Genomic DNA, 18685 nt, shown 5'->3' with positions numbered 1-18685 from the left:
CCGGTAGTTTCCGGCGAACCCGCACGTTTCCGGCGAACTCGGCTGCAAAGGTTACTTTTTCGCGGCTGCCTTCCGCGCCGGAGCCTTCCGGGCGGTAGAGGTGCGCTTCACTGGTCCCTTGGCGCGCTTTTCAGCAAGAAGTTCGACGGCGCGTTCCCGTGTCAGCTCCTCGAGCGAGGTGGTCCGAGGCACGGTGATGTTGGTGACGCCGTCGGTGATGTAGGGCCCAAAGCGGCCTTCCTTAACCACGATGTTCTTTTCAGACACGGGGTCCGGCCCGAATTCGGCCAGGGGTGGAACTGCGGCCCGTGCCCCGCGCTGCTTCGGCTGGGAGTAGATCTCCAGTGCTTGTTCCAGCGTGATGGTGAAGATTTCCTCTTCGGAGCCGATGGAGCGCGAGTCCGTTCCCTTTTTCAGGTAAGGACCAAAGCGGCCGTTCTGCACCGTGATGACGTTCCCCTCGGCGTCCTCCCCCAGCACACGCGGCAGGCTCATGAGCTGAAGGGCCTCATCCAACGTGATGGTGTCAACGCTCATGGAGCTGAACAGCGAGCCGGTGCGCGGCTTGGCCTTTACAGGCTTCTTCGCCGGCTTCGGCTTCCCGTTCTTGTAGTACTCAACGGGCTGGTTGGCCAATTGCTCATCCGTCATCTCAGGAATGATCTCGGTGACGTAAGCGCCATAGCGGCCGTTCTTGGCGACGACGGTGTGGCCCGTGTGCGGATCAGCACCCAGCACGCGCTCCTCGGGAGCGGCGGTCTCCATCAGCTCAACAGCCTTCGAGGCAGTGAGCTCATCGGGCGCAAGGTCCTCGGGAACGTTGGCGCGCGCGGACTCAACCACTTCGCCGGTCTTCGGATCCACGGTGGGTATGGAGCTCTCCAGGTACGGGCCGAACTTGCCCACGCGCAGGGTGATGCCCTCAGCAATCGGCACCGAGTTGATCTCCCTGGCATCAATTTCGCCGAGGTTGTTCACGATGCTCAACAGTCCGGGATCGGAGTCTTCACCGTAGTAGAAGTGCTTCAACCAGGCGGAACCAACAGTTTGTCCGTTGGCGATCTTATCCAGGTCGCCTTCCATGTCAGCCGTGAACTCGTAGTCCACATAGTCCGTGAAATGCTGCTCCAGCAGCCGGATGACCGAGAAGGCGATCCAGCTGGGTACCAGGGCCGAGCCCTGTTTCCGGACGTATCCCCGGTCCTGGATGGTGGAGATGGTGGAGGCATAGGTGGACGGGCGGCCGATGCCCTTCTTCTCCAGCTCTGCGGTCAGGGACGCTTCCGTGTAGCGCGGCGGGGGCGAAGTCTCATGCCCGACGGCGACGAGGTCCGTCGCGGTGAGGGAATCGTCCTTGGCCACGTTCGGCAACCGGCGCGCTTCGTCGGATTCGTCATCCCCACGGCTCTCGTCCTTGCCTTCTTCATAGGCGGCGAGGAAGCCGGGGAAGGTGATGACCGTTCCGGATGCGGAAAATTCTGCGTCCCGGCCATCCGATGCCACAGCACCGAGGCGGATCGTGGCGGTTGAACCCTTGGCATCGGCCATCTGGGAAGCGACGGTGCGCTTCCAGATGAGCTCGTAGAGGCGGAACTCGTCGCCGGACAACTGCTTGGCAACCTGCGCCGGTGTGCGGAAGGAGTCACCGGCGGGCCTGATGGCCTCGTGGGCTTCCTGGGCATTTGCTGCCTTGCCGCTGTAGACCCGGGGTGATTGCGGAATGTATTCCGGACCGTAGAGCTCTGAAGCCTGCCGGCGGGCAGCAGTCACGGCCTCGTTGCTCAGTGCGGAGGAGTCCGTACGCATATAAGTGATGTAGCCGTTTTCATACAGGCGCTGGGCTACCTGCATGGTGCTCTTGGAGGAGAACCGCAACTTTCGTCCGGCTTCCTGCTGCAATGTCGAAGTGGTAAACGGAGCGGCGGGACGCCGCGTGTACGGCTTGGTGTCAACGGACCTGACCCGGAAGTCGGCATCCTGCAGCGCTGCTGCCAGGGACGTCGCAAGCTCCTCGTTGAGGTGCGCTGCATTGCGGGACGTAAGTTCGCCGTCGTCGTTGAAGTCACGGCCGCTGGCCACCTTGGCACCATCAACGGAGGCCAGCTTGGCCTTGAAGGAACCGGTGCCTGCGCCGAACTGTCCGGTCAGGTCCCAGTAGGAGGCTGCCTTGAACGCCATGCGTTCCCGTTCACGGTCCACCACCATTCGGGTGACAACTGACTGCACGCGGCCGGCCGAGAGTCCTCGGGCCACTTTGCGCCACAGCACAGGGGAAATCTCGTAGCCGTACAGGCGGTCAAGGACTCGGCGGGTTTCCTGGGCATCAACCAGAGCGGTGTCGACGTCGCGCAGGTTGTCCATGGCTCGGTGGATAGCTTCCTTGGTGATTTCTCCAAAGGTCATCCGGTATACGGGAACCTTGGGTTTGAGCACTTCCAGGAGGTGCCAGGCAATGGCCTCACCCTCCCGGTCCCCATCGGTTGCGAGATAAAGGGCGTCGGCGTCCTTGAGCTGGGCCTTGAGTTCGGCGACTTTTTTCTTCTTGTCGGGGGACACCACGTAGTACGGCTTGAAGCCATTTTCGATGTCGACGGCGAACTTGCCCACGGAGGTCTTCTTGAGTTCCGCGGGGAGCTCTGAAGGCTGCGGCAAGTCACGGATGTGACCGATGGAGGCCTCCACGATGAAGCCCTCGCCGAGGTACTTGGCGATGGTCTTGCTCTTGGCAGGAGACTCCACAATGACGAGTTTCTTGCCGGTTTTGGCCTTGCTTGGCACGGTGCTCCTACAGAAAAAGATTTGCTCGGGCAGATGAGCCCATATTGGCCTAGTTCACCATATTTTCCGGAATGATGCGCATTCATGTGGAAAACGCACGGCAAAAACCGCTGAATGGGAAGGCGTTATTCGACTCAGTCAACCCCGGTCTTCGCCCTGGGTGGCCGCGAAGGAGAGCATCAGGTGGCACGCGGGCGGTCATCAGGAATCATGGACCACAGCGTAGCTATCCGCTCCGCCTGTTCGGGGATGAGGCCCGGATCCTTCAACTCATAGTCCCTCAGTAATTCAAGGATCCTGCCATTCAGCTCCCTCCGCTGCTCCACGGTCAGGTACAGAAGATTGCTGGCCAGAACCACAGAGGTGGGGGCCGCCGGGCCCTCGATGCCTGCTGGCGGATCCTCAGGCTGGGGCTGGGACTGCGTGGACTCCACCTTGGACTTCGCGTAGGCGGTTGCCCGGCGGCGAAAGGCATCGAGTTCCAGGTCGAGAACTGCGAACTCCGGATGGGCCAGGCTGCCGCCCGAGTTGATCGTGACATCGCTTCCGGCTGCCCGCCATCGTCTTTCCCTGGCGTCTCCGGCCGTCTCCGCGGGCACCACTATCCCCCACTTCTGGAGGGCGCGCAGGTGGTAGCTCATGGCGCTTGGCGTCAGCCCGGTCTGGCCTGCAAGCTCAGTTGCTGTCCGGCTCACCTGGGTGGAATACAGTTCGGAGATCACCTCAAGCCGGGCGGCGTGGGCAAGTGCGCGGATGGCCTTGGGGTCGGTGATTTCCACCTTCTCACTGCCGGCCTGAGCCGCAAGTTCGGACCCCAACGCTGGTGTATTCACTGCTCCAGTCTATCCAGCAGCACCTAACCCTGAAATAACCGTTTGATATCTCCCGCTTGTCAGGCGGGCAGGAGGAATCCGTCCCGGACGAGGTTGCCCACTTCGGCCAGGAGCGTGCTTCGGAAGGTCCCGGCGTCGAATCCGTCTTCCCCGCCCAGCAAGGCAATCAATGCCCCGATAATCTGTTCCACACTGAGGTCACCGTCGCATGCCGAAACAAACCCGGCCAACTCCGTACTCAGTAAATTAGTGCGCCGGAGCCCGGCTCCTTGGCGAAGCAGGATCACCCCCGGGTGCTCTGCCCCCGGACGCTGGTGCCGTTCTTCGGTCACGTCGTCAGCCACCACAAGATGGGCAGCGGCAAGGTCATGGGCAACCAGCCAGTCGGAGCGTTCGACGGCGGAGCCAAGGTGGGGACCGACGGGCTGTTCTATCGGGTAAGTGATCTCCTCGAACCGTTCGATCGCCCTGCCGGCCTCTCCCGCCGGCCGACGCAGCCACACCATGCCGAAACCAATTCCGGACACATCGCGGGACGCAAAGTCCTCCAGATAAGCAGAGTAGGCCTCCTGGTACCTCCTGCGGTCCCGGCTTTCGGAGGCATCGCGAAGCCAGGTTTCCGCGTACTGATCTGGTCCCAACTGCTCACGCTGGATCATCCACACATCAGTGTCCGGGCTGACCCAGCTCTGCGGCCTCTCCTCCCAGGACGTACCCGCCGTGATTTCCCAGTTACCCAGCATCTGCGCTGTTCCTCCAGGCGCCAGGATTTTTGGCAACCCTCGGATCAGCGATGACACAATCTGGTCACCGGGAAGTCCGCCATCCCGGTAGGTGAACTGGTTGGGCGCCGAGAGGTCCAGACTCCGGGGCGTGATAACGAAGGGCGGGTTGGAGACCACCAGGTCAAACTCCTCGCCCGCCACAGGTTCCAGCAGGGATCCCAGCCGCAGCGTCACGCGCTCATCCAGGTTCAACGGATTAATGTGCAGCGGCCCGGCGTTGAGCAGCAGGTTGAAGCGGGTAAAAGCGAGCGCCCGCACGGAAATGTCAGTTGCCGTGACGTGCCTGACATGCTGCAGCAAATGGAAGGTTTGAATTCCACAGCCGGTCCCGAGGTCCAGAGCGCGGGAAACGGGACGACGGATGGTTGCCTGAACCAACGTGGTAGACGCCTGGCCGATACCAAGCACGTGATCGTGGCGCAGCACTCCGGGCCGCTGGTGGGCGGCAAGATCGCTCGCCACCCACAGTTCCACATCGTGGGTATCAACGCCGGCATGCCCGACGGAAACCTCCGCACCGCCCTCCCAACCGTACGGCCGCAGATCCACCATTGCGTTCACGCCGACGTCGCCGTGTTGGACCAATCCCAGCGTCACGAGACCTTCCGTCCGGAGAGTGGGGAACGCGGCGTCGAGCGTTGCCGGCTGCTGCGGCTGGGCCAGGAGAAATAAACGGACGACGGCGGCCAGCGTGGCTGTTGCATGCTCACCCTCGGCGGCGGATTCGGTGGCTATCAAAGCGGGGATGAGCTGGTCCCTGTTCAGCGCCTCCGAGGCTGATTCGCCCAGTAAGCGGGCTACACCATCCACGGTGTAGCCGAGGCTTTGCAGGTCGGCTGCAAGTGCCTCAAGAAGGCCAGGCATATCGCTGCGCGGAGCATCCGACGTATTTCCGGAAATGAACGATACGGGCGAAAGGGCAGTTGGTTCGGTCACGGGTGCAAGTCTATTCGCGGCCCTGACAACGCACGGAAACAAAAACGAGGCTCGGAGACAAGAAGGCACGGTCGGATGACCGGGCAGGAAGGGGCGCGCCCTTCCTGCCCGGTTGTGCTTACAGGTTCAGCTCGGCGTAGATCCGCAGCGAGTCCCGTACGAACATGGCACCCTCTGTGCCGCCGTAGTTGGCGCCAAAGCGGGGATCAGCGACGTACATGTCCCCCAGGCCCGTGACATAACCCTTGATGTCGCCACTGTTGACGCCGTTTTGGCCGTTGGCCGCTGCCGGAGTGCCCGGGATGTCCTGAAGCCACTCCACGTGGCGTTCTGCCAGTTCCTGGGCTGCCTCGCTGTCCGGAGCGATGCCGGCCTTAGCAGCAGCGATCCAGTCGCTGCCAAGCTTCTGAGCTCGCTGCTTCCATGCCTGCTTTTCGTCCTGGCCCATTCCCCGCCACCAGGCGTCGCCCATTGCGTAGGCGTCCTTACCCCATCGTTCTTCGACTTCGTCCTTGTAGCGCGTGTGGTCGAAGCCATCCAGTATTTCTTCTGCCATGAGATTTTCACCTCCTTCCACTGCTTTGATGGTCCGGCGGACCGATGCTATTTGCCGGCCCAACCTGTTCTGTTCCTGCTCAAGCCAGCCGAGATGCCCATGGAGGGCCTCCGCGGTGTCCTGTTCACGGTCAAGCACCTGGGCGATGACCGGCAATCCGAGCCCAAGCTCCCGGAGGAGCAGGATGCGCTGGAGCTGTACCAGGGCCGACTGGCTGTAATAGCGGTAGCCGTTGTGACCTGTACTGCTCGGCTTGAGAAGCCCGATGTCGTCATAGTGACGAAGCGTCCGGCTCGTGGTGCCGGCGATTTTGGCGATCTCCTGGATCGACCACTCCATAGCTGCTCCTTTCTGTGCGACGACCCGTACTTTCTCTTTGCGACGACCCGTACTTTCGACTGTAAAGGTTGACGTTACGTCAAGGTCAAGGTTTTTTAACCGGTGTCGGTTCCCCGCCTTTACAGCAAGAGGGTGTGCAGAAGGTCAGCAACGGTCAGTGAGGGACACCGGGTAAGTTGGGAGCATGTCCCGATCTGAAGTACTGCTGCGACGCGCCCTCGCAGCTGCAGCGCTGACCGCACTCATAGCAGGCAGCATTACGGCGTGCTCTTCGGCGGTCTCAATCGAAAATGCTGATGTCCCCGCGTGGAAAGCCACTGCATTGCCGTCTGCCACCGGCGCCGTGCTGGAGGACTCCGGGAAGATTCTGGATCGGCAGGCTTTGATGCAAGAAGCGACCGACGTTCAGGCAGGGGTCTACACGCTGACGATGACGTGCGAGGGCGGCGGCAAGGCCTTTTTCGCAGTCATGCAGCAGGGCCGGGAGATCGTCGATGCCGGAGCCGCCTGCAACGGAAGCCTCGAGCGGGCCAAGGTCTCTGTCCCTGAATCGGGGTTCCTGCAGATCAGCACGTCCAGCGTGGACGCACCCCTGATCTTCGCATATCAGCTGACCCCCGGGAGCTAGCCTGCTCCGGGCGACAGACCGCTCCGGAAGACAAAAGCTCAGCGCAGGTCCCGGCGCATCAGTACCCGCGGGAAGCCATTGATCAGCGAGTCGGTATCGGCGGCCTTGGTGAATCCGGCTGCTTCGAACAGCTTGCGGGTGCCCACGTACGCCATGGTGAGGTCAACGTGTTTGCCTTGGTTATCCACGGGGTAGCCTTCGATGGCGGGAGCGCCATAACTGCGGGCGAAATCCACGGCGCCTTCGAGAAGATGGTGGGAGATTCCCTTGCCCCGATAGCCCGGCCGGACGCGGATGCACCAGACTGACCAAACGTCGAGATCGTCCACGTGGGGAATCTTCCGATTGCGGGCAAAGCTTGTATCTGCACGGGGGTGGACGCCTGCCCACCCAACCACCTCGTCGCCGTCGTAAGCGAGCACCCCGGGCGGCGGCTCCTGCCCGACCAGTTGTTTGACCAGTTCTCCGCGTTCGGTGCCCCGCAGCTCCAGGTTCTGCTTTGAGGGGATGCGGTAGCTCAGGCACCAGCACACGTTCGCGTCAGGCCGTTTCGGACCGACCATCGTCTTCACGTCCTCGAACTGCTTTGCAGGACGAATCTCGATCGCCACTTGGTGGAGTCCTCTCGACTGGTTCCCCGGATCCGATGCTGAAGCCCGCTACTTTCGATTGCGTCTAGGCCCAACGATAGTGACCTCGTCCCGGAATCCAAGAGAGTCCGCTGCTGCATTTGAGGCGTTGACTAGTAGGCTCGTCGTCTACGGCAGCATTTGGGGGAAGGCAGCTCATGAACGAACGTATTTCTATTGCGTCTATGGCGGTGGCGATATCGCTCGCCGGCCGTTTACGTGCCTGCGCATATTCGTCAGGAGATAGCCGGGCGATCGGCGGTTCAGCTGACCAGCCATCCCACTCAACCCCGGCTCCGGTGAATCCAACAGGGATGCCTTGATGAGGGTTCCGGGCCCGCTGACTCCACCGGACTACCCTATGCGACCGGCCCGGAAGCGACCCTTGAGGCCAGCTCTCAGGATGCTGCGTCCGCCGCTTTCAGCGCTGTTGATGGCCGGAGTCCTTCTCCTCGGCTGCGGGGGCTGCGCATACGACGACGGAGCTCCCGTTCTTGCTTCCCCCACGAGCACAGATCCCAGTCTCCCGCCCTCTTTTACCGCATTTCCTACCCTTGATCCGGAGGAAGCAGCAGCTCAGGACAGGAACGCGGCGATCATGCGAAGGCACCTGGTGGCTGCGGCACCTGACTTCGTGGCTGCGGCGGACGGGACCGCGCGTGGCGTTTCCACCAGCACCAGGGCGCTACCGTCGGGCAAGTACATTGTGGCTTCAGAGTGCTTGGGCGCGTCCGAAGCCGAATTGGTTGTTGTGGGGGCAGAGGGTGCTGTGCTTCTCCAGACAACCTACATGTGCGGAGAACCAGTAGTGCACGAGCTGGAAGCGGCCGGGGATCTCTCAATCTCAACCAGGGTGACGGACGAGAATCCCGGGGAACAGGCGGGCGTGAGGGTGGGATTTCATCTCGCCAGAGCAACCGGGGCCCACTCCCGGCCCTGAGCCCAGACGGTTCTTGGAAGGGCAGGGATAGCGCTGGCGTCCCCCAGTACTACCTATGGATTAGCGACTTTTCCGGGCTTAAAGTCAGAGTATGCCCAGAGTGCGGGCACCGCGGGCGACGCTCAAGCGCCGGCCGGGCGCCGCCGTCGTTCTTTCCGTTGCCTTGGCAGCCGCGGCGATCACCAGCGGCTGCGAGTACGTGTACGACGACGGGCGGCCGCTCATCGCGACCCCCACACCGATCTTCACGGATGTAAGGCTCCCGCGGGACCCGAGGATGAATGAGCCTGTGTCGGGGGACGAACTGGAGCTATGGGTGGCGTCAGTCCTGCCTGACACGCAGGGGCAAGTGTTCCACACTGGCTTTGGTTCAATGGAGCGCCGGGCAACCCTGACCGAAAGCACAGCGCAGTTGCCCAGCGGCACCTATGCGCTGACGCTGGCATGCCGAAGCCACTACCGGATGAGCTTTATCATCCGCAACGGGGACGCTGAATTGATCAATCTGAGCCTGCGGTGCGGCACTGCGCGCGTCAATGTGATCCAGCTGACGAAGGACTCAGTGCTGACCGTCCAGATGGAAACAGTTCCCGCCGCAAACTACGCCTATATCGTGAGCCGGATCTGAACTGTCCCACGAGGGGAGTCAGGCGGCGCGGTCGTCAGTTTTCAGGCCGCGCAGCCGTCGGGGCAGCGGAGGGTCTCGGGACTTGCGGCGCACTCGGCGCAATACAAGGTCAGCGTACGGCAACTGAGGTTTGAGCAGTTTTCGAACTTGCTGGTGGGGGCCGAGCAGCGGGTGCACTGTCCGATCGTCTTGGCGTCCTCGCTGAATTCGAGGTGCATGCGCTTGTCAAAGACGTAGAGGGAGCCCTCCCAGAGCCCCTGATCCTTGAAGGTTTCGCCGTAGCGGACAATCCCTCCATCCAGCTGGTAAACCTCTTTGAAGCCGCGGTTGACCATGAGGCTCGAGAGGACTTCGCAACGGATGCCGCCCGTGCAGTAGGTCACGACGGGCTTGTCTTTCAGCGCATCGTATTTTCCGGAGTCCAGCTCCTTGATGAAATCGTGTGTCGTGGCGACGTCGGGGACTACAGCATCCTTGAATTTCCCGATCTGGGCCTCGAAGGCGTTCCGGCCGTCGAAAAACACCACGTCTTCGCCGCTCTGCTTTTTGGCGTCAACCAGGTGGTGCAGCTCTTCAGGCTTGAGGTGGGTGCCACCGCCCACAACGCCGTTTTCATTAACCTTCAGTTCGCCGGGTGCCCCGAACGACACGATCTCGTCGCGGACTTTCACGCTGAGCTTGGGGAAGTCCTCCGAACCGCCGTCGGACCACTTCACGTCGACGTCGTGGAAGCCCTTGTACTCCCGCGTGGTCTTGACGTACTGCTTCACTGCGCCGATCTCTCCGCCGACTGTGGCGTTGATGCCGTCCTTGGAGATGATGATGCGCCCGGTCAGTCCCAGCTTCTCGCACAAGGCACGCTGCCAGAGCCGGACGACGTCGGGGTCCGGGAGAGGGGTAAAGCCGTAGAAAAGTACAATTCGGTTCAAAGCCACGTATTTAAGGGTACTTGGTACGGGAAATCGTCGTTGGTGCGGTGCCCGGTTGTGCCGGTGTTCCGTTGTGCTGGGTGGGGGGCGCCTTGCCTCGGTCACAATTTCATAAGCAAGGCCTTTCTCCTCCGCCTACCCCTGTTGCTTGTGACAGCGCTGGAATACCCTCATCACATGACTCCGGACGCCATGGTTGAAGACATCACCCACTTGCTGGAAGTCTGGGTAGCCGGCTGGGCCGGCTGCCGGGGCTACGAGACCCGCAACGAGGGCCGCTTCCCGGCGGTCCTTAGAGCCGACGCCAACAGGGACTGGGTCTACTTCGCCCATGATCCCTCCCATGCCGAATTCGCCGAGTTGGTGTCCAAGGCAGCGGAATCCCCAACCAGGATCATCACGGTTTTCACCAACGACGCCGCCCGGTACAGTTTCCTGGCCCAGGAGCACGGGCTGAACGTCACCTCGGCGTCGCAGACCATGATGTTCGTTGACATGCAGACCCAGGACTCTGAGGATCCCTGGCTTGCCGATGATGACCTCAGGCTCGAGACCTCCCAAATGGACGGAGTGCACCATGCCGTGGTCTGGGGTGGCGACGACGTGGCTGCCAGCGGCCGCGTCTATGTGGTGGGTAATACCGCTGTATTTGACAGGATCGTCACCGAACCGGGCTACCAGCGCCGCGGTCTGGGAAGCTTCATCATGAAAGCGCTGGCCGCACAGGCCTTTGAGCACGACGTCGAAAATGGACTGTTGCTGGCGTCCCTGGACGGACAGAAGCTGTATTCGCACCTGGGCTGGAAAACCGTCTGCCATGTCCTGATGATCTCCGGCTCTGATGAGGGCGCAGACCTCTCCGTCGCCTAGTCTGAAGGCCTGGTGGAAGCCGGCGATTTGAGCCCGGGTGAAACAATGTTTAGGTGAACCCACATGACTCGCTGATCCCGCTTCTGGGCCGGGGCCCGGACCCCGAGCAGCTGCGTCATGTGCACACCATTCCTGCCCGACAAGCTATCCACGAAACTTGGCCGGAGTGGGCTCACCCTGACCTCATCGCTGCCTACGGCTCATTGGGAATCCATCAGCCTTACCGGCATCAGGTGCTCGCCGCCGACCTCGCCCACTCGGGGGAACACGTGGTGATAGCCACGGGGACGGCCTCAGGAAAGTCCTTGGCCTACCAGCTCCCGGCGCTCGACTCGATCCATCGCTCGGAGCTGGAAGTACTGTCCCAACCGGGAAAAATCCACGACGACGGCGCCGTGACACTGTACCTCTCCCCCACGAAGGCTCTGGCCGCTGACCAGCTCTCCGCTATTCGCGCTCTGAAGCTCCCGACAGTCCGGGCCGAGACGTACGACGGCGACACAGATCCGGCCTCAAGACGCTGGATTCGTGACCATGCCAACTTCATCCTCGCCAATCCCGACATGCTGCACTTCGGGATCCTGCCAAACCATGCCTGGTGGGCAAGCTTCTTCCGGCGGCTCCGCTACGTGATTGTGGATGAAGCGCACAGCTACCGCGGTGTCTTCGGTTCGCATGTGGCCAACCTGATGCGACGGCTGCGCCGGATCTGTGCCTACTACGCCGGAAACGGATCCCCTGGTCCCGTGTTTATTGCTGCCTCGGCCACGGCTTCCGAACCTGGCGAATCATTTGGACGGCTCATCGGCGCTCCGGTCCGGGCAGTAACCGAGGACTCCTCACCCCACGGTTCCACCACAGTGGCCTTCTGGGAACCGGCGCTGATGGAACTCCGTGGCGAAAACGGCGCCCCGGAGCGGCGGACCGCCGTAGCTGAAACTGCAGATCTCCTGGCCAATCTGGTTACCTCCCATGTCCGGACGATTGCTTTCATCAAGTCCCGCCGTGGGGCGGAAACCATTTCCTCCATAACAAAGCGGCTGCTTGATGAAGTGGATCCCAGCCTTCCGCAAAGAGTGGCAGCGTATCGCTCCGGGTATCTGCCAGAGGAGAGGCGTGCGTTGGAGAAGGCCCTCCGGTCCGGCGAGCTCTTGGGTGTCTCCAGCACCTCGGCCCTCGAGCTAGGTATCGATATTTCCGGTCTCGATGCGGTTCTGGTGGCAGGCTGGCCCGGTACTCGAGCCTCTCTGTTCCAGCAGATCGGCCGTGCCGGACGGACGGGTCAGGACGCCATCGCAGCCTTCGTAGCCAGCGACGATCCGCTGGACACCTACCTGGTGAATCATCCCGAAGCCATCTTTGACCTCTCGGTTGAGGCGACCGTCTTTGACCCCTCCAATCCCTATGTCCTTGGTCCGCATCTCTGCGCGGCAGCGGCCGAACTCCCTCTCGGCCACGGCGAGCTGGAACTTTTCGGCGATACATCTGAGAAGCTGCTGGACCAGCTGGTGACCCAGGGATACCTGCGGAAACGTCCGGCAGGATGGTTCTGGACGCATTCCCAAAGTGCTGCGGCCATGGTGAACCTTCGAGCCGACGGCGGCGGGCCGGTGAGCATCGTGGACGCCGACACCGGCTCCCTCCTCGGGACAATGGATTCGCCGCAGACTCATTACCAGGCCCATACCGGGGCCGTGTACGTTCATCAGGGCGAGAGCTACGTGGTGGAGGACCTGAACGAGGACGACCATTGCGTCGTGGTACGGCGGGCGAATCCGGACTACTACACAACGGCCAGGGATGTAACGCAGATCGAGGTCCTGGAGAGTCAGCGTCACGTTCTGTGGGGCGACATTGGGGTGCATTTCGGCGATGTAAAGGTAACCACCCAGGTTGTCTCCTTCCAGCGTAAGGCACTGATTTCCAACGAGATCCTGGGCGAGGAGCCGCTGGAGCTCGGCGCCAGGGAGCTCTTTACCAAGGCGGTGTGGTTTGAGGTGGACAACCGCTCACTCACTGCCGCGGGCCTCATCGAAGCACAGTTCCCCGGTGCGCTGCATGCCGCTGAACACGCCGCGATCGGACTTTTACCCCTTGTGGCATCGAGTGACCGCTGGGACATCGGCGGCGTTTCCACTGCCCTCCATGCCGATACCGGGATGCCCACCATTTTTGTGTACGACGGGCACCCCGGTGGCGCCGGATTCGCGGAACGTGGTTTCGACAAGGCCAAAGTGTGGTTGTCAGCCACCCGCGAAGCCATCAAAGCGTGCGAATGCGAGTCTGGTTGCCCGTCCTGTGTGCAATCGCCCAAATGCGGCAACAAGAACAACCCTTTGGACAAGGCGGCCGCAGTCATCCTGCTCGACGTATTGCTTCGGGATGCCGCCGAGGCCCCTCGTTTGGAGACGCTTCAGACCACCCCGGATCGCAGTTAGTAGGGCGAACCTCACTTTAGGGCGGCGGGCCGGCTAGGGCATGACCTGTGGCTGCCCCAACAACAGTCCGGGCCTCCAGCTCGGTGCGGACCTCGACCGTCTGGCCTGTTCCTTCTGCACAGGCTGTCACTCTTGCGTTGTGGCGGGCCGCAACAGCCGCTGCAACGGCACAGGGTTCCCCTACGGTCAGTCCCCGCGCCGCATCGGCCGCGGCTAGAGCTGCAAGGTCGGCGGCCGATGCGGCCCTGGATGCCATGACTGCTGACTGCGCGAGCAGCAGCACAAGTACCATCGCCGTAATGACTACAAGGCCCAGGGCCGCGGCCAGAACGGTGCCGGAACCACGCTCGGGGTGGGAATCAGGGTGCACTGCCGGACTCTCCCTTGGCCGTTGCCTTCGCCGACAAAGTCCACGGGACCAGCGAACCCACTGGCCCGCCACTCCTGCCTGACACGATGACGCTCAGCCATTCCCCGTCTGTGCTGGTGGCAGCCGAAGCGGAGCTGCCTGCCACTTGCCTGACAATGCCCTCGACGGCTCCGGGATCCTCACCTCTTGCAAGCGCCCTGGCCCCTGCCCTTGCTGCCTCCTCCAGCCTGAGCTGGGTCAGGCCAGCGGCGGAACCGGCCAGCAACATGGCCAACAGCAACAACACGGCGGGCAAGGCGACTGCGAATTCAGCCGTTACAGCACCCCGGCACTTCCCCGCGCCAGGGACTGGGAGCAGTTCCAAGACGGGCGTCATGGCAAGGCCAGAGCCGTACGGATGAGGTTGAGCAGAAAACCCCTGACCTCCTCACTGCGGAGAATAAAGACCAACAGGCCGGCGAAACCCACGGCAGCCAATGTAGCGATGGCATATTCCGCCGTCGCCATGCCCGCTTCCGAACTCCATGAGGTGTCACGGCGAAGCCTGTACCGTCGAAAACCAAGCCGGCGGATGCGACCATGCCGGTTGCGAAGGCCAGCCACGTTGTTCCGGACCTGAGGAGCAGCGCTTGCCCCCGGGTAAATTTCACTGACCTTGGCTTCAGATTGCTCCGCCCGGGCATGCTCTGGCTTTTCGAGGGGATGTGCTGTGGTCGACATGATGTGTCCTTCCGTAGGTAGGGTGCCGGCTGTAGCACCGGCTGCTTCGACTCTTCCGGCTTGATCTCCGGCAGATAAGTGACCATGACGGCTAAGTGGATAACCGCGGAATTCCATCGCTGTGGAGGAAAACTGGAGTACGCCTCTAGCCCGCTGACGGAATCATCGCGAGAAGAACGGGAACAACACCAAGACAGACAAAGGCAGGCAATGAGCACAGCCCCAGAGGGATGACAAGCCTCACGCCCAATGCAGCCGCTCGTTTTTCGGCCGCCCTGAACCGCTCCCTCCGCATCCGGGAGGCCTGGGCATAGAGGATCGAGGATGAAGGGGCGCCAGTGAGCGCCGCGAAGCCCAAGGCATCACGGAGTTCAAGTATTTCCCGGGTCTGAACGGCTGAACTGCGCCACGCCGTATCCCAATCCGCACCGATCGCAAGCGCTGAAACAACCGGCCGCAGGGACAGCGCGTGCTTGGCCGATGAGCAGTCCGCCACAAGTTGAAGTGAGCGCCCCACTCCGGCGCCGGCATCGAGCATCGCGCCAATAAGTTCAAGCATCATCGCGGTGTCTGCCAGGCCGTCCCCTTCGGAGGTGGCGGCACCACCTGCCGGCGGCCCCCGCTTCCCCAATAAGTCAGCGCTGTTTCCCGTCAGATCCCGGCCATTTCCCGCGTGCCTGTATCGACTGTCGTCCTCAAGGGCGGAGCGCTCTTCGCTAAGTGCAAGTAGCCGGGCGAGCCGTCTCCGCACCCTCTCCGGGCCTGCCAAGGCCAACAAAGCAGCCATGGCAACCAGCGCTGCAACCGCAACAGCAGGGAGCAAGGCAACCGTCATGGCGTCCCTGCCGCGTGCTGGACGAGGCGGGCCGACCAAGCTCGTCCTGCCACAGTCAGCAAGATGCCGGCAACGAGGGCGGCGATTCCGTACGGTGTTCCCAGAAGGATCTTTAGCGGATCCACTCCCAGGGCCGTGCCAAGAGCCAATCCCAGGAAGGGCAGCCAAGTCAGCAGCTTCACGGTGGCCTTTGGCCCTGCCAGCGCCGTTTGCCGGGCTGCTTCGGCGTCGTCCTCGGCTTCCAGCTGGGCTGCGAATCGGGTGAGGATATCGGCCAATGGACATCCACTGGCTTCCGCGATGTCAAAGCAAGCGGCGAGTTCGCCCCAAATCCGGCGGTTCCGCGACCTGCCCGGGTAGGCGCTCGTTGTCGCTGACCGGATAGCGTCCGAGACAGGTGACCCCCGAAGCGAAGCCGCCCTGGCTGCGGCCAGGACGAGTTGAAAAGCAGCCCCCGAGACTTCTGCCTTAGTCCGGCCGGCGCCTTCAGGAGCAGCCCGACCAGCAGGAGCAGTCTGGCTACCATGAGGGACCCGGTCAGCACGAGGAGCCCGGCCTGTGGTGAGTTCGGACGATCCTGCCGGGTAAAGAGTAACGAGCTCGTCCCATAACCGGGAGGGAGTTCGGCCGCCCTTCAACAGGGCGGCGAGCTGTTGAACTACCACCGTCATGTGGCGGGACTCCTGGCTGCGGTTCCGGTTCCGAAAGCGGACACTTAAGCCAGGAGCCACTCCATCTGCAGATCGTCCGGGAGACCCTGGAACGGCCGCCCCAGCCCGTCTGCCGGCAGCAGGAAGGGTAAGTCGGAGGCGGTATGCGGAGGTTCGCCCAGGACGAATGAGGAGCCAGAGTGCAGCTCCAAGGGCAACCGCCATCGCGAAACTCACGCCGGTTCCCTACCGTACCCAAACCCAAACCCGCGCCCTTCCAGTCCCAGGCGTTTCGCCAATCCGGACCACGCCGGCCCCGGGCCCAGCTCACTGCCACGGATTTCCAGTGCTGCGGAAACGGTCAACCCGTCCGCCCCATCCTCAATAAGGCCGATGCATGCCAGCTGCCTGCCATGGACTGATCTTTCAACATGGACCACGACGTCCAAGGCGCTGGCAGCCTGCAGACGCACCGCATTCTGGCTTAGTCCCGCCAGCGCACCCAGCGCCGTAAGCCGCGCAGGAACGGCTGCCGCCGCGTTGGCATGAATGGTGCCGCCTCCTCCGGTATGGCCCGTGTTCATTGCTGTCAGAAGCTCACGTACCTCCGCCCCGCGGCACTCACCTACCACCAGCCGGTCCGGCCGCATCCTCAGTGCCTGCCGGACCAGTTCGCCCAGATCGATGGCGCCTCCGCCTTCCAGGTTCCCGTGCCTCGATTCCAGGCAGATCACGTGGGGATGCACGGGATTCAGCTCCGATGCATCCTCGATCAGGACCAGCCTCTCACTGGGATGGCACAAGCCCAGCAGTGTTGAAAGGAGCGTGGTTTTCCCGGATCCTGTGGCCCCGCTGATCAGAAAACTCAACCGGTGCGTCACCATCCGTTCAAGCACCTGCTGGCCAAGGGGCCCGAACATTCCGCCTTGCCTGAGTTCGTCGAGCGAAAACACCTGATCCCGCCGGATCCGCACCGATAAAAGTGTTCCCCTGGTAGAGATTGGAGGAAGAACGGCATGGACGCGATAACCGCCATCGAGTCTGACGTCCACGCACGGAGAACCGTCATCCAGCCGGCGCCCTCCGGCAGCTACGAGCCGCGCGGCAAGGGCACGTACCTGGGCCTCGTTGGAAAAGGTGACCGGAGCCCGCTCGAGGCCCTTGCCGCGGTCCAGCCAGACGGAGTCCGGAGCATTCACGAAGATGTCAGTCACTGCCTGGTCCCGGACCAACGCCTGCAGCGGCCCGAGTCCGTTGAGCTCAGCGCTGATGCTTTCCACGGCCGCCAAGGAACCTGCTGTTCCGAGCAGCCGCCCCGAAGCCTGGACTGCCGATGCCACCCGCAAAGGGGTGACGGGTCCGGAATCGGCCATGACAGATTCACGGACGGATTCAAGCAGCCGGGCATCGACCAACCGGCTTTGCCTGCGACGACTGAGGCCACCATCCGAAATGATGGGGGCAGAAGGAAAACCGGGCTGGTTTCGGCGGGGGGTCATGCCCCCTCCTCGTCGAAAAGCTCCAGGACCGATGCCACAAACCGGCGGACATTCCTCCGCTGCCCGACTTCCAGTAACCGACCCTGTTCAGTAGCCCCCGCAGTCCCCCTCACCTCAGGCAAGATGGCTTGGAGGGGCAACCCCACCGAATCCGCTATCAGGCCGGCGTCCAGTGCTGCCCCCGCCTTTCCCCGCACAACCAACGACGTTTCCACCGGCGGAAGCTCCTGCACGATCCTTGCTGTAGCGACGGTGGCCTTCAGCTGGGCAGGCACGACGAGCAGAAGCCGATCGCAATCCCAAGCGAAGTTCCGGAGCGGTTCTGCACCCCGTCCGATATCCACGACCACAAGTTCATAGCCGCGTCTGGCGGCGTCGAGGACTCCTGCGACCGTGCCGGGCTCCACCACTGCGGAGCGGTCCCGGCTGCCGGGCCAGGAAAGAAACGAAAAACCTCCCGCCACAGGCAAAGCATCGCTCAGCTGCTCGGGATTTATGCTCCCGCGTGCATCCGAAAGGTCGGGCCAGCGCAATCCCGCCGATTCCTCGGCTGCGAGTGCCAATTCAAGGCCGCCTCCCCAGGAATCCCCGTCCACCAGGAGCACCCGGGCTCCGAGCCCCGCCGCCGCCTGGGCTATCCAGATAGCTGCGGTGGTGGCACCGGCCCCGCCACAACCCCCGGTCAGCCCCACCACCAAACCTCCTGCTTCCGGTGAACCGGCCCCGCTCAGGTACTCAGCGAGCCATGTTGCCGCATCCGGCAGGACAGCCACACGCTCTGCTCCCAGGGCTGCCGCCAGGTGCCACAGGCTGTCGCCTTCTCCACTGAGGCCTACCAGGACAGCAGGCCCGCGGCGCCTTGGAGGAAGCTCCCGCACATCACTTCCTACCAACACTGCCGCGGCCGAATCCCAGAAGGGCGCGGCCTCGGTGGCGTCGCCTACTACTCGCAGTTGCCCGCCTGTTGCCGCCACAATGCGCTCCACCTCGGATCTGAGCACATCAAACCGGGTGACGAGCAACGTCTCCGATCCCTCGTCAGGAAGCCAGGGAGCCCCCGCGGTGTATGGCCTCCGCGTTCCTTGACGAAACAGTGCTTCCCTTTCCGTTCGGCCGGACACCGCACTGGATAGCACTGTCGGGGCGGCTGGTGCTGCGGGGGCGGCGATGGCGGCGCGACCCGTTAAATCTGCCTGAGCGGCTGGTGATGCCGCGCCGGACGATGGATCACTGTGGGGAGGGTGCTTGAGGTGGTGCCTGCTCATATCGCTACCCTGCCGGGGCGGGAGACTGCCCGTAAGACGAAATCGAGGCTATGTGGA

18 protein-coding genes are annotated in these 18685 nt (G+C 62.7%); 5 read left to right on the top strand and 13 right to left on the bottom strand.

Translation table 11 applies throughout. The features are described from left to right. Positions 1-51 precede the first annotated feature (51 nt). The 4 genes from topA to RIN13_RS07675 form a co-directional block, all read right to left on the bottom strand. The gene (gene topA / locus RIN13_RS07690) at positions 52-2778 is read right to left on the bottom strand and encodes a type I DNA topoisomerase (protein WP_309106741.1); all 2727 of its coding nucleotides are present in this window, start codon (positions 2776-2778) and stop codon (positions 52-54) included. A 179-nt stretch (positions 2779-2957) separates the two neighbouring features. Further along, positions 2958-3611, bottom strand: coding sequence for a winged helix-turn-helix domain-containing protein (locus RIN13_RS07685; protein WP_309106740.1), 654 nt, complete (start codon positions 3609-3611; stop codon positions 2958-2960). 59 nt (positions 3612-3670) lie between these two features. Further along, entirely contained in the window at positions 3671-5260 is a 1590-nt protein-coding gene (locus tag RIN13_RS07680) for a methyltransferase (RefSeq protein ID WP_309106774.1), read from the bottom strand. A 190-nt stretch (positions 5261-5450) separates the two neighbouring features. Beyond that, positions 5451-6227 (bottom strand): MerR family transcriptional regulator, encoded by a 777-nt coding sequence (locus tag RIN13_RS07675; protein WP_309106739.1) that lies wholly within the window; start codon positions 6225-6227, stop codon positions 5451-5453. A 184-nt stretch (positions 6228-6411) separates the two neighbouring features. On the opposite strand from RIN13_RS07675, the gene RIN13_RS07670 reads away from it, so the two are divergent. Then, positions 6412-6855, top strand: a complete 444-nt coding sequence (locus RIN13_RS07670; protein WP_309106738.1) for a hypothetical protein — start codon at positions 6412-6414, stop codon at positions 6853-6855. Positions 6856-6893: 38 nt separating this feature from the next. Here RIN13_RS07670 and RIN13_RS07665 read toward each other — a convergent pair whose 3' ends face one another. Beyond that, on the bottom strand, positions 6894-7466 hold the full coding sequence (locus tag RIN13_RS07665; protein ID WP_309106737.1) for a GNAT family N-acetyltransferase: 573 nt from the start codon (positions 7464-7466) through the stop codon (positions 6894-6896). Positions 7467-8082: 616 nt separating this feature from the next. Between RIN13_RS07665 and RIN13_RS07660 the strand changes: the two genes are divergently transcribed. Together RIN13_RS07660 and RIN13_RS07655 are read left to right on the top strand one after the other, a co-directional pair. After that, positions 8083-8424: a hypothetical protein gene (locus RIN13_RS07660; protein ID WP_309106736.1), complete on the top strand. Its 342-nt coding sequence runs from the start codon at positions 8083-8085 to the stop codon at positions 8422-8424. A 91-nt stretch (positions 8425-8515) separates the two neighbouring features. Further along, on the top strand, positions 8516-9052 hold the full coding sequence (locus RIN13_RS07655; protein ID WP_309106735.1) for a hypothetical protein: 537 nt from the start codon (positions 8516-8518) through the stop codon (positions 9050-9052). Positions 9053-9093: 41 nt separating this feature from the next. Here RIN13_RS07655 and RIN13_RS07650 read toward each other — a convergent pair whose 3' ends face one another. After that, positions 9094-9987: a rhodanese-related sulfurtransferase gene (locus RIN13_RS07650; protein ID WP_309106734.1), complete on the bottom strand. Its 894-nt coding sequence runs from the start codon at positions 9985-9987 to the stop codon at positions 9094-9096. 171 nt (positions 9988-10158) lie between these two features. On the opposite strand from RIN13_RS07650, the gene RIN13_RS07645 reads away from it, so the two are divergent. Continuing rightward, complete coding sequence (locus RIN13_RS07645) at positions 10159-10851, top strand: GNAT family N-acetyltransferase (protein ID WP_309106733.1); 693 nt, start codon at positions 10159-10161, stop codon at positions 10849-10851. A gap of 53 nt (positions 10852-10904) precedes the next feature. After that, the gene (locus RIN13_RS07640) at positions 10905-13289 is read left to right on the top strand and encodes a DEAD/DEAH box helicase (RefSeq protein ID WP_309106732.1); all 2385 of its coding nucleotides are present in this window, start codon (positions 10905-10907) and stop codon (positions 13287-13289) included. A gap of 16 nt (positions 13290-13305) precedes the next feature. On the opposite strand, the gene RIN13_RS07635 is transcribed toward RIN13_RS07640, so the two are convergent. The 7 genes from RIN13_RS07635 to ssd form a co-directional block, all read right to left on the bottom strand. Beyond that, the gene (locus RIN13_RS07635) at positions 13306-13659 is read right to left on the bottom strand and encodes an Rv3654c family TadE-like protein (protein WP_309106731.1); all 354 of its coding nucleotides are present in this window, start codon (positions 13657-13659) and stop codon (positions 13306-13308) included. Continuing rightward, on the bottom strand, positions 13649-14035 hold the full coding sequence (locus RIN13_RS07630; protein WP_309106730.1) for a TadE family type IV pilus minor pilin: 387 nt from the start codon (positions 14033-14035) through the stop codon (positions 13649-13651). The genes RIN13_RS07635 and RIN13_RS07630 overlap by 11 nt, the downstream gene beginning before the upstream one ends. Continuing rightward, a complete protein-coding gene (locus RIN13_RS07625; protein ID WP_309106729.1) occupies positions 14032-14379 on the bottom strand; it encodes a DUF4244 domain-containing protein in 348 nt (115 codons plus the stop codon). The genes RIN13_RS07630 and RIN13_RS07625 overlap by 4 nt, the downstream gene beginning before the upstream one ends. Before the next feature lie 145 nt (positions 14380-14524). Beyond that, entirely contained in the window at positions 14525-15214 is a 690-nt protein-coding gene (locus RIN13_RS07620) for a type II secretion system F family protein (RefSeq protein WP_309106728.1), read from the bottom strand. Continuing rightward, positions 15211-15885, bottom strand: coding sequence for a hypothetical protein (locus RIN13_RS07615; RefSeq protein WP_309106727.1), 675 nt, complete (start codon positions 15883-15885; stop codon positions 15211-15213). Before RIN13_RS07615 ends, RIN13_RS07620 begins: the two co-directional genes overlap by 4 nt. 212 nt (positions 15886-16097) lie before the next feature. Beyond that, positions 16098-17363 (bottom strand): TadA family conjugal transfer-associated ATPase, encoded by a 1266-nt coding sequence (locus tag RIN13_RS07610; protein ID WP_309106726.1) that lies wholly within the window; start codon positions 17361-17363, stop codon positions 16098-16100. Further along, positions 17360-18628, bottom strand: a complete 1269-nt coding sequence (ssd, locus tag RIN13_RS07605) for a septum site-determining protein Ssd (protein ID WP_309106725.1) — start codon at positions 18626-18628, stop codon at positions 17360-17362. The genes RIN13_RS07610 and ssd overlap by 4 nt, the downstream gene beginning before the upstream one ends. Between the last annotated feature and the right edge of the window lie 57 nt (positions 18629-18685).

It is taken from the genome of Arthrobacter sp. (assembly GCF_031179985.1).
In the GTDB taxonomy this organism is placed as follows: Bacteria; Actinomycetota; Actinomycetes; order Actinomycetales; family Micrococcaceae; genus Arthrobacter.
This window is presented reverse-complemented; position numbering and strand designations above follow the sequence as displayed.

What these genes read in the sequence shown, in the direction of transcription:
- RIN13_RS07630 (WP_309106730.1), bottom strand. Translation starts at nt 14,035, where the DNA reads ATGACGCCCGTCTTGGAACTGCTCCCAGTCCCTGGCGCGGGGAAGTGC.
- ssd (WP_309106725.1), bottom strand. Translation starts at nt 18,628, where the DNA reads ATGAGCAGGCACCACCTCAAGCACCCTCCCCACAGTGATCCATCGTCC.
- RIN13_RS07680 (WP_309106774.1), bottom strand. Translation starts at nt 5,260, where the DNA reads ATGCCTGGCCTTCTTGAGGCACTTGCAGCCGACCTGCAAAGCCTCGGC.
- RIN13_RS07675 (WP_309106739.1), bottom strand. Translation starts at nt 6,227, where the DNA reads ATGGAGTGGTCGATCCAGGAGATCGCCAAAATCGCCGGCACCACGAGC.
- RIN13_RS07655 (WP_309106735.1), top strand. Translation starts at nt 8,516, where the DNA reads ATGCCCAGAGTGCGGGCACCGCGGGCGACGCTCAAGCGCCGGCCGGGC.
- RIN13_RS07645 (WP_309106733.1), top strand. Translation starts at nt 10,159, where the DNA reads ATGACTCCGGACGCCATGGTTGAAGACATCACCCACTTGCTGGAAGTC.
- RIN13_RS07625 (WP_309106729.1), bottom strand. Translation starts at nt 14,379, where the DNA reads ATGTCGACCACAGCACATCCCCTCGAAAAGCCAGAGCATGCCCGGGCG.
- RIN13_RS07660 (WP_309106736.1), top strand. Translation starts at nt 8,083, where the DNA reads ATGCGAAGGCACCTGGTGGCTGCGGCACCTGACTTCGTGGCTGCGGCG.
- RIN13_RS07670 (WP_309106738.1), top strand. Translation starts at nt 6,412, where the DNA reads ATGTCCCGATCTGAAGTACTGCTGCGACGCGCCCTCGCAGCTGCAGCG.
- RIN13_RS07620 (WP_309106728.1), bottom strand. Translation starts at nt 15,214, where the DNA reads ATGACGGTTGCCTTGCTCCCTGCTGTTGCGGTTGCAGCGCTGGTTGCC.
- RIN13_RS07610 (WP_309106726.1), bottom strand. Translation starts at nt 17,363, where the DNA reads ATGACCCCCCGCCGAAACCAGCCCGGTTTTCCTTCTGCCCCCATCATT.
- RIN13_RS07615 (WP_309106727.1), bottom strand. Translation starts at nt 15,885, where the DNA reads ATGACGGTGGTAGTTCAACAGCTCGCCGCCCTGTTGAAGGGCGGCCGA.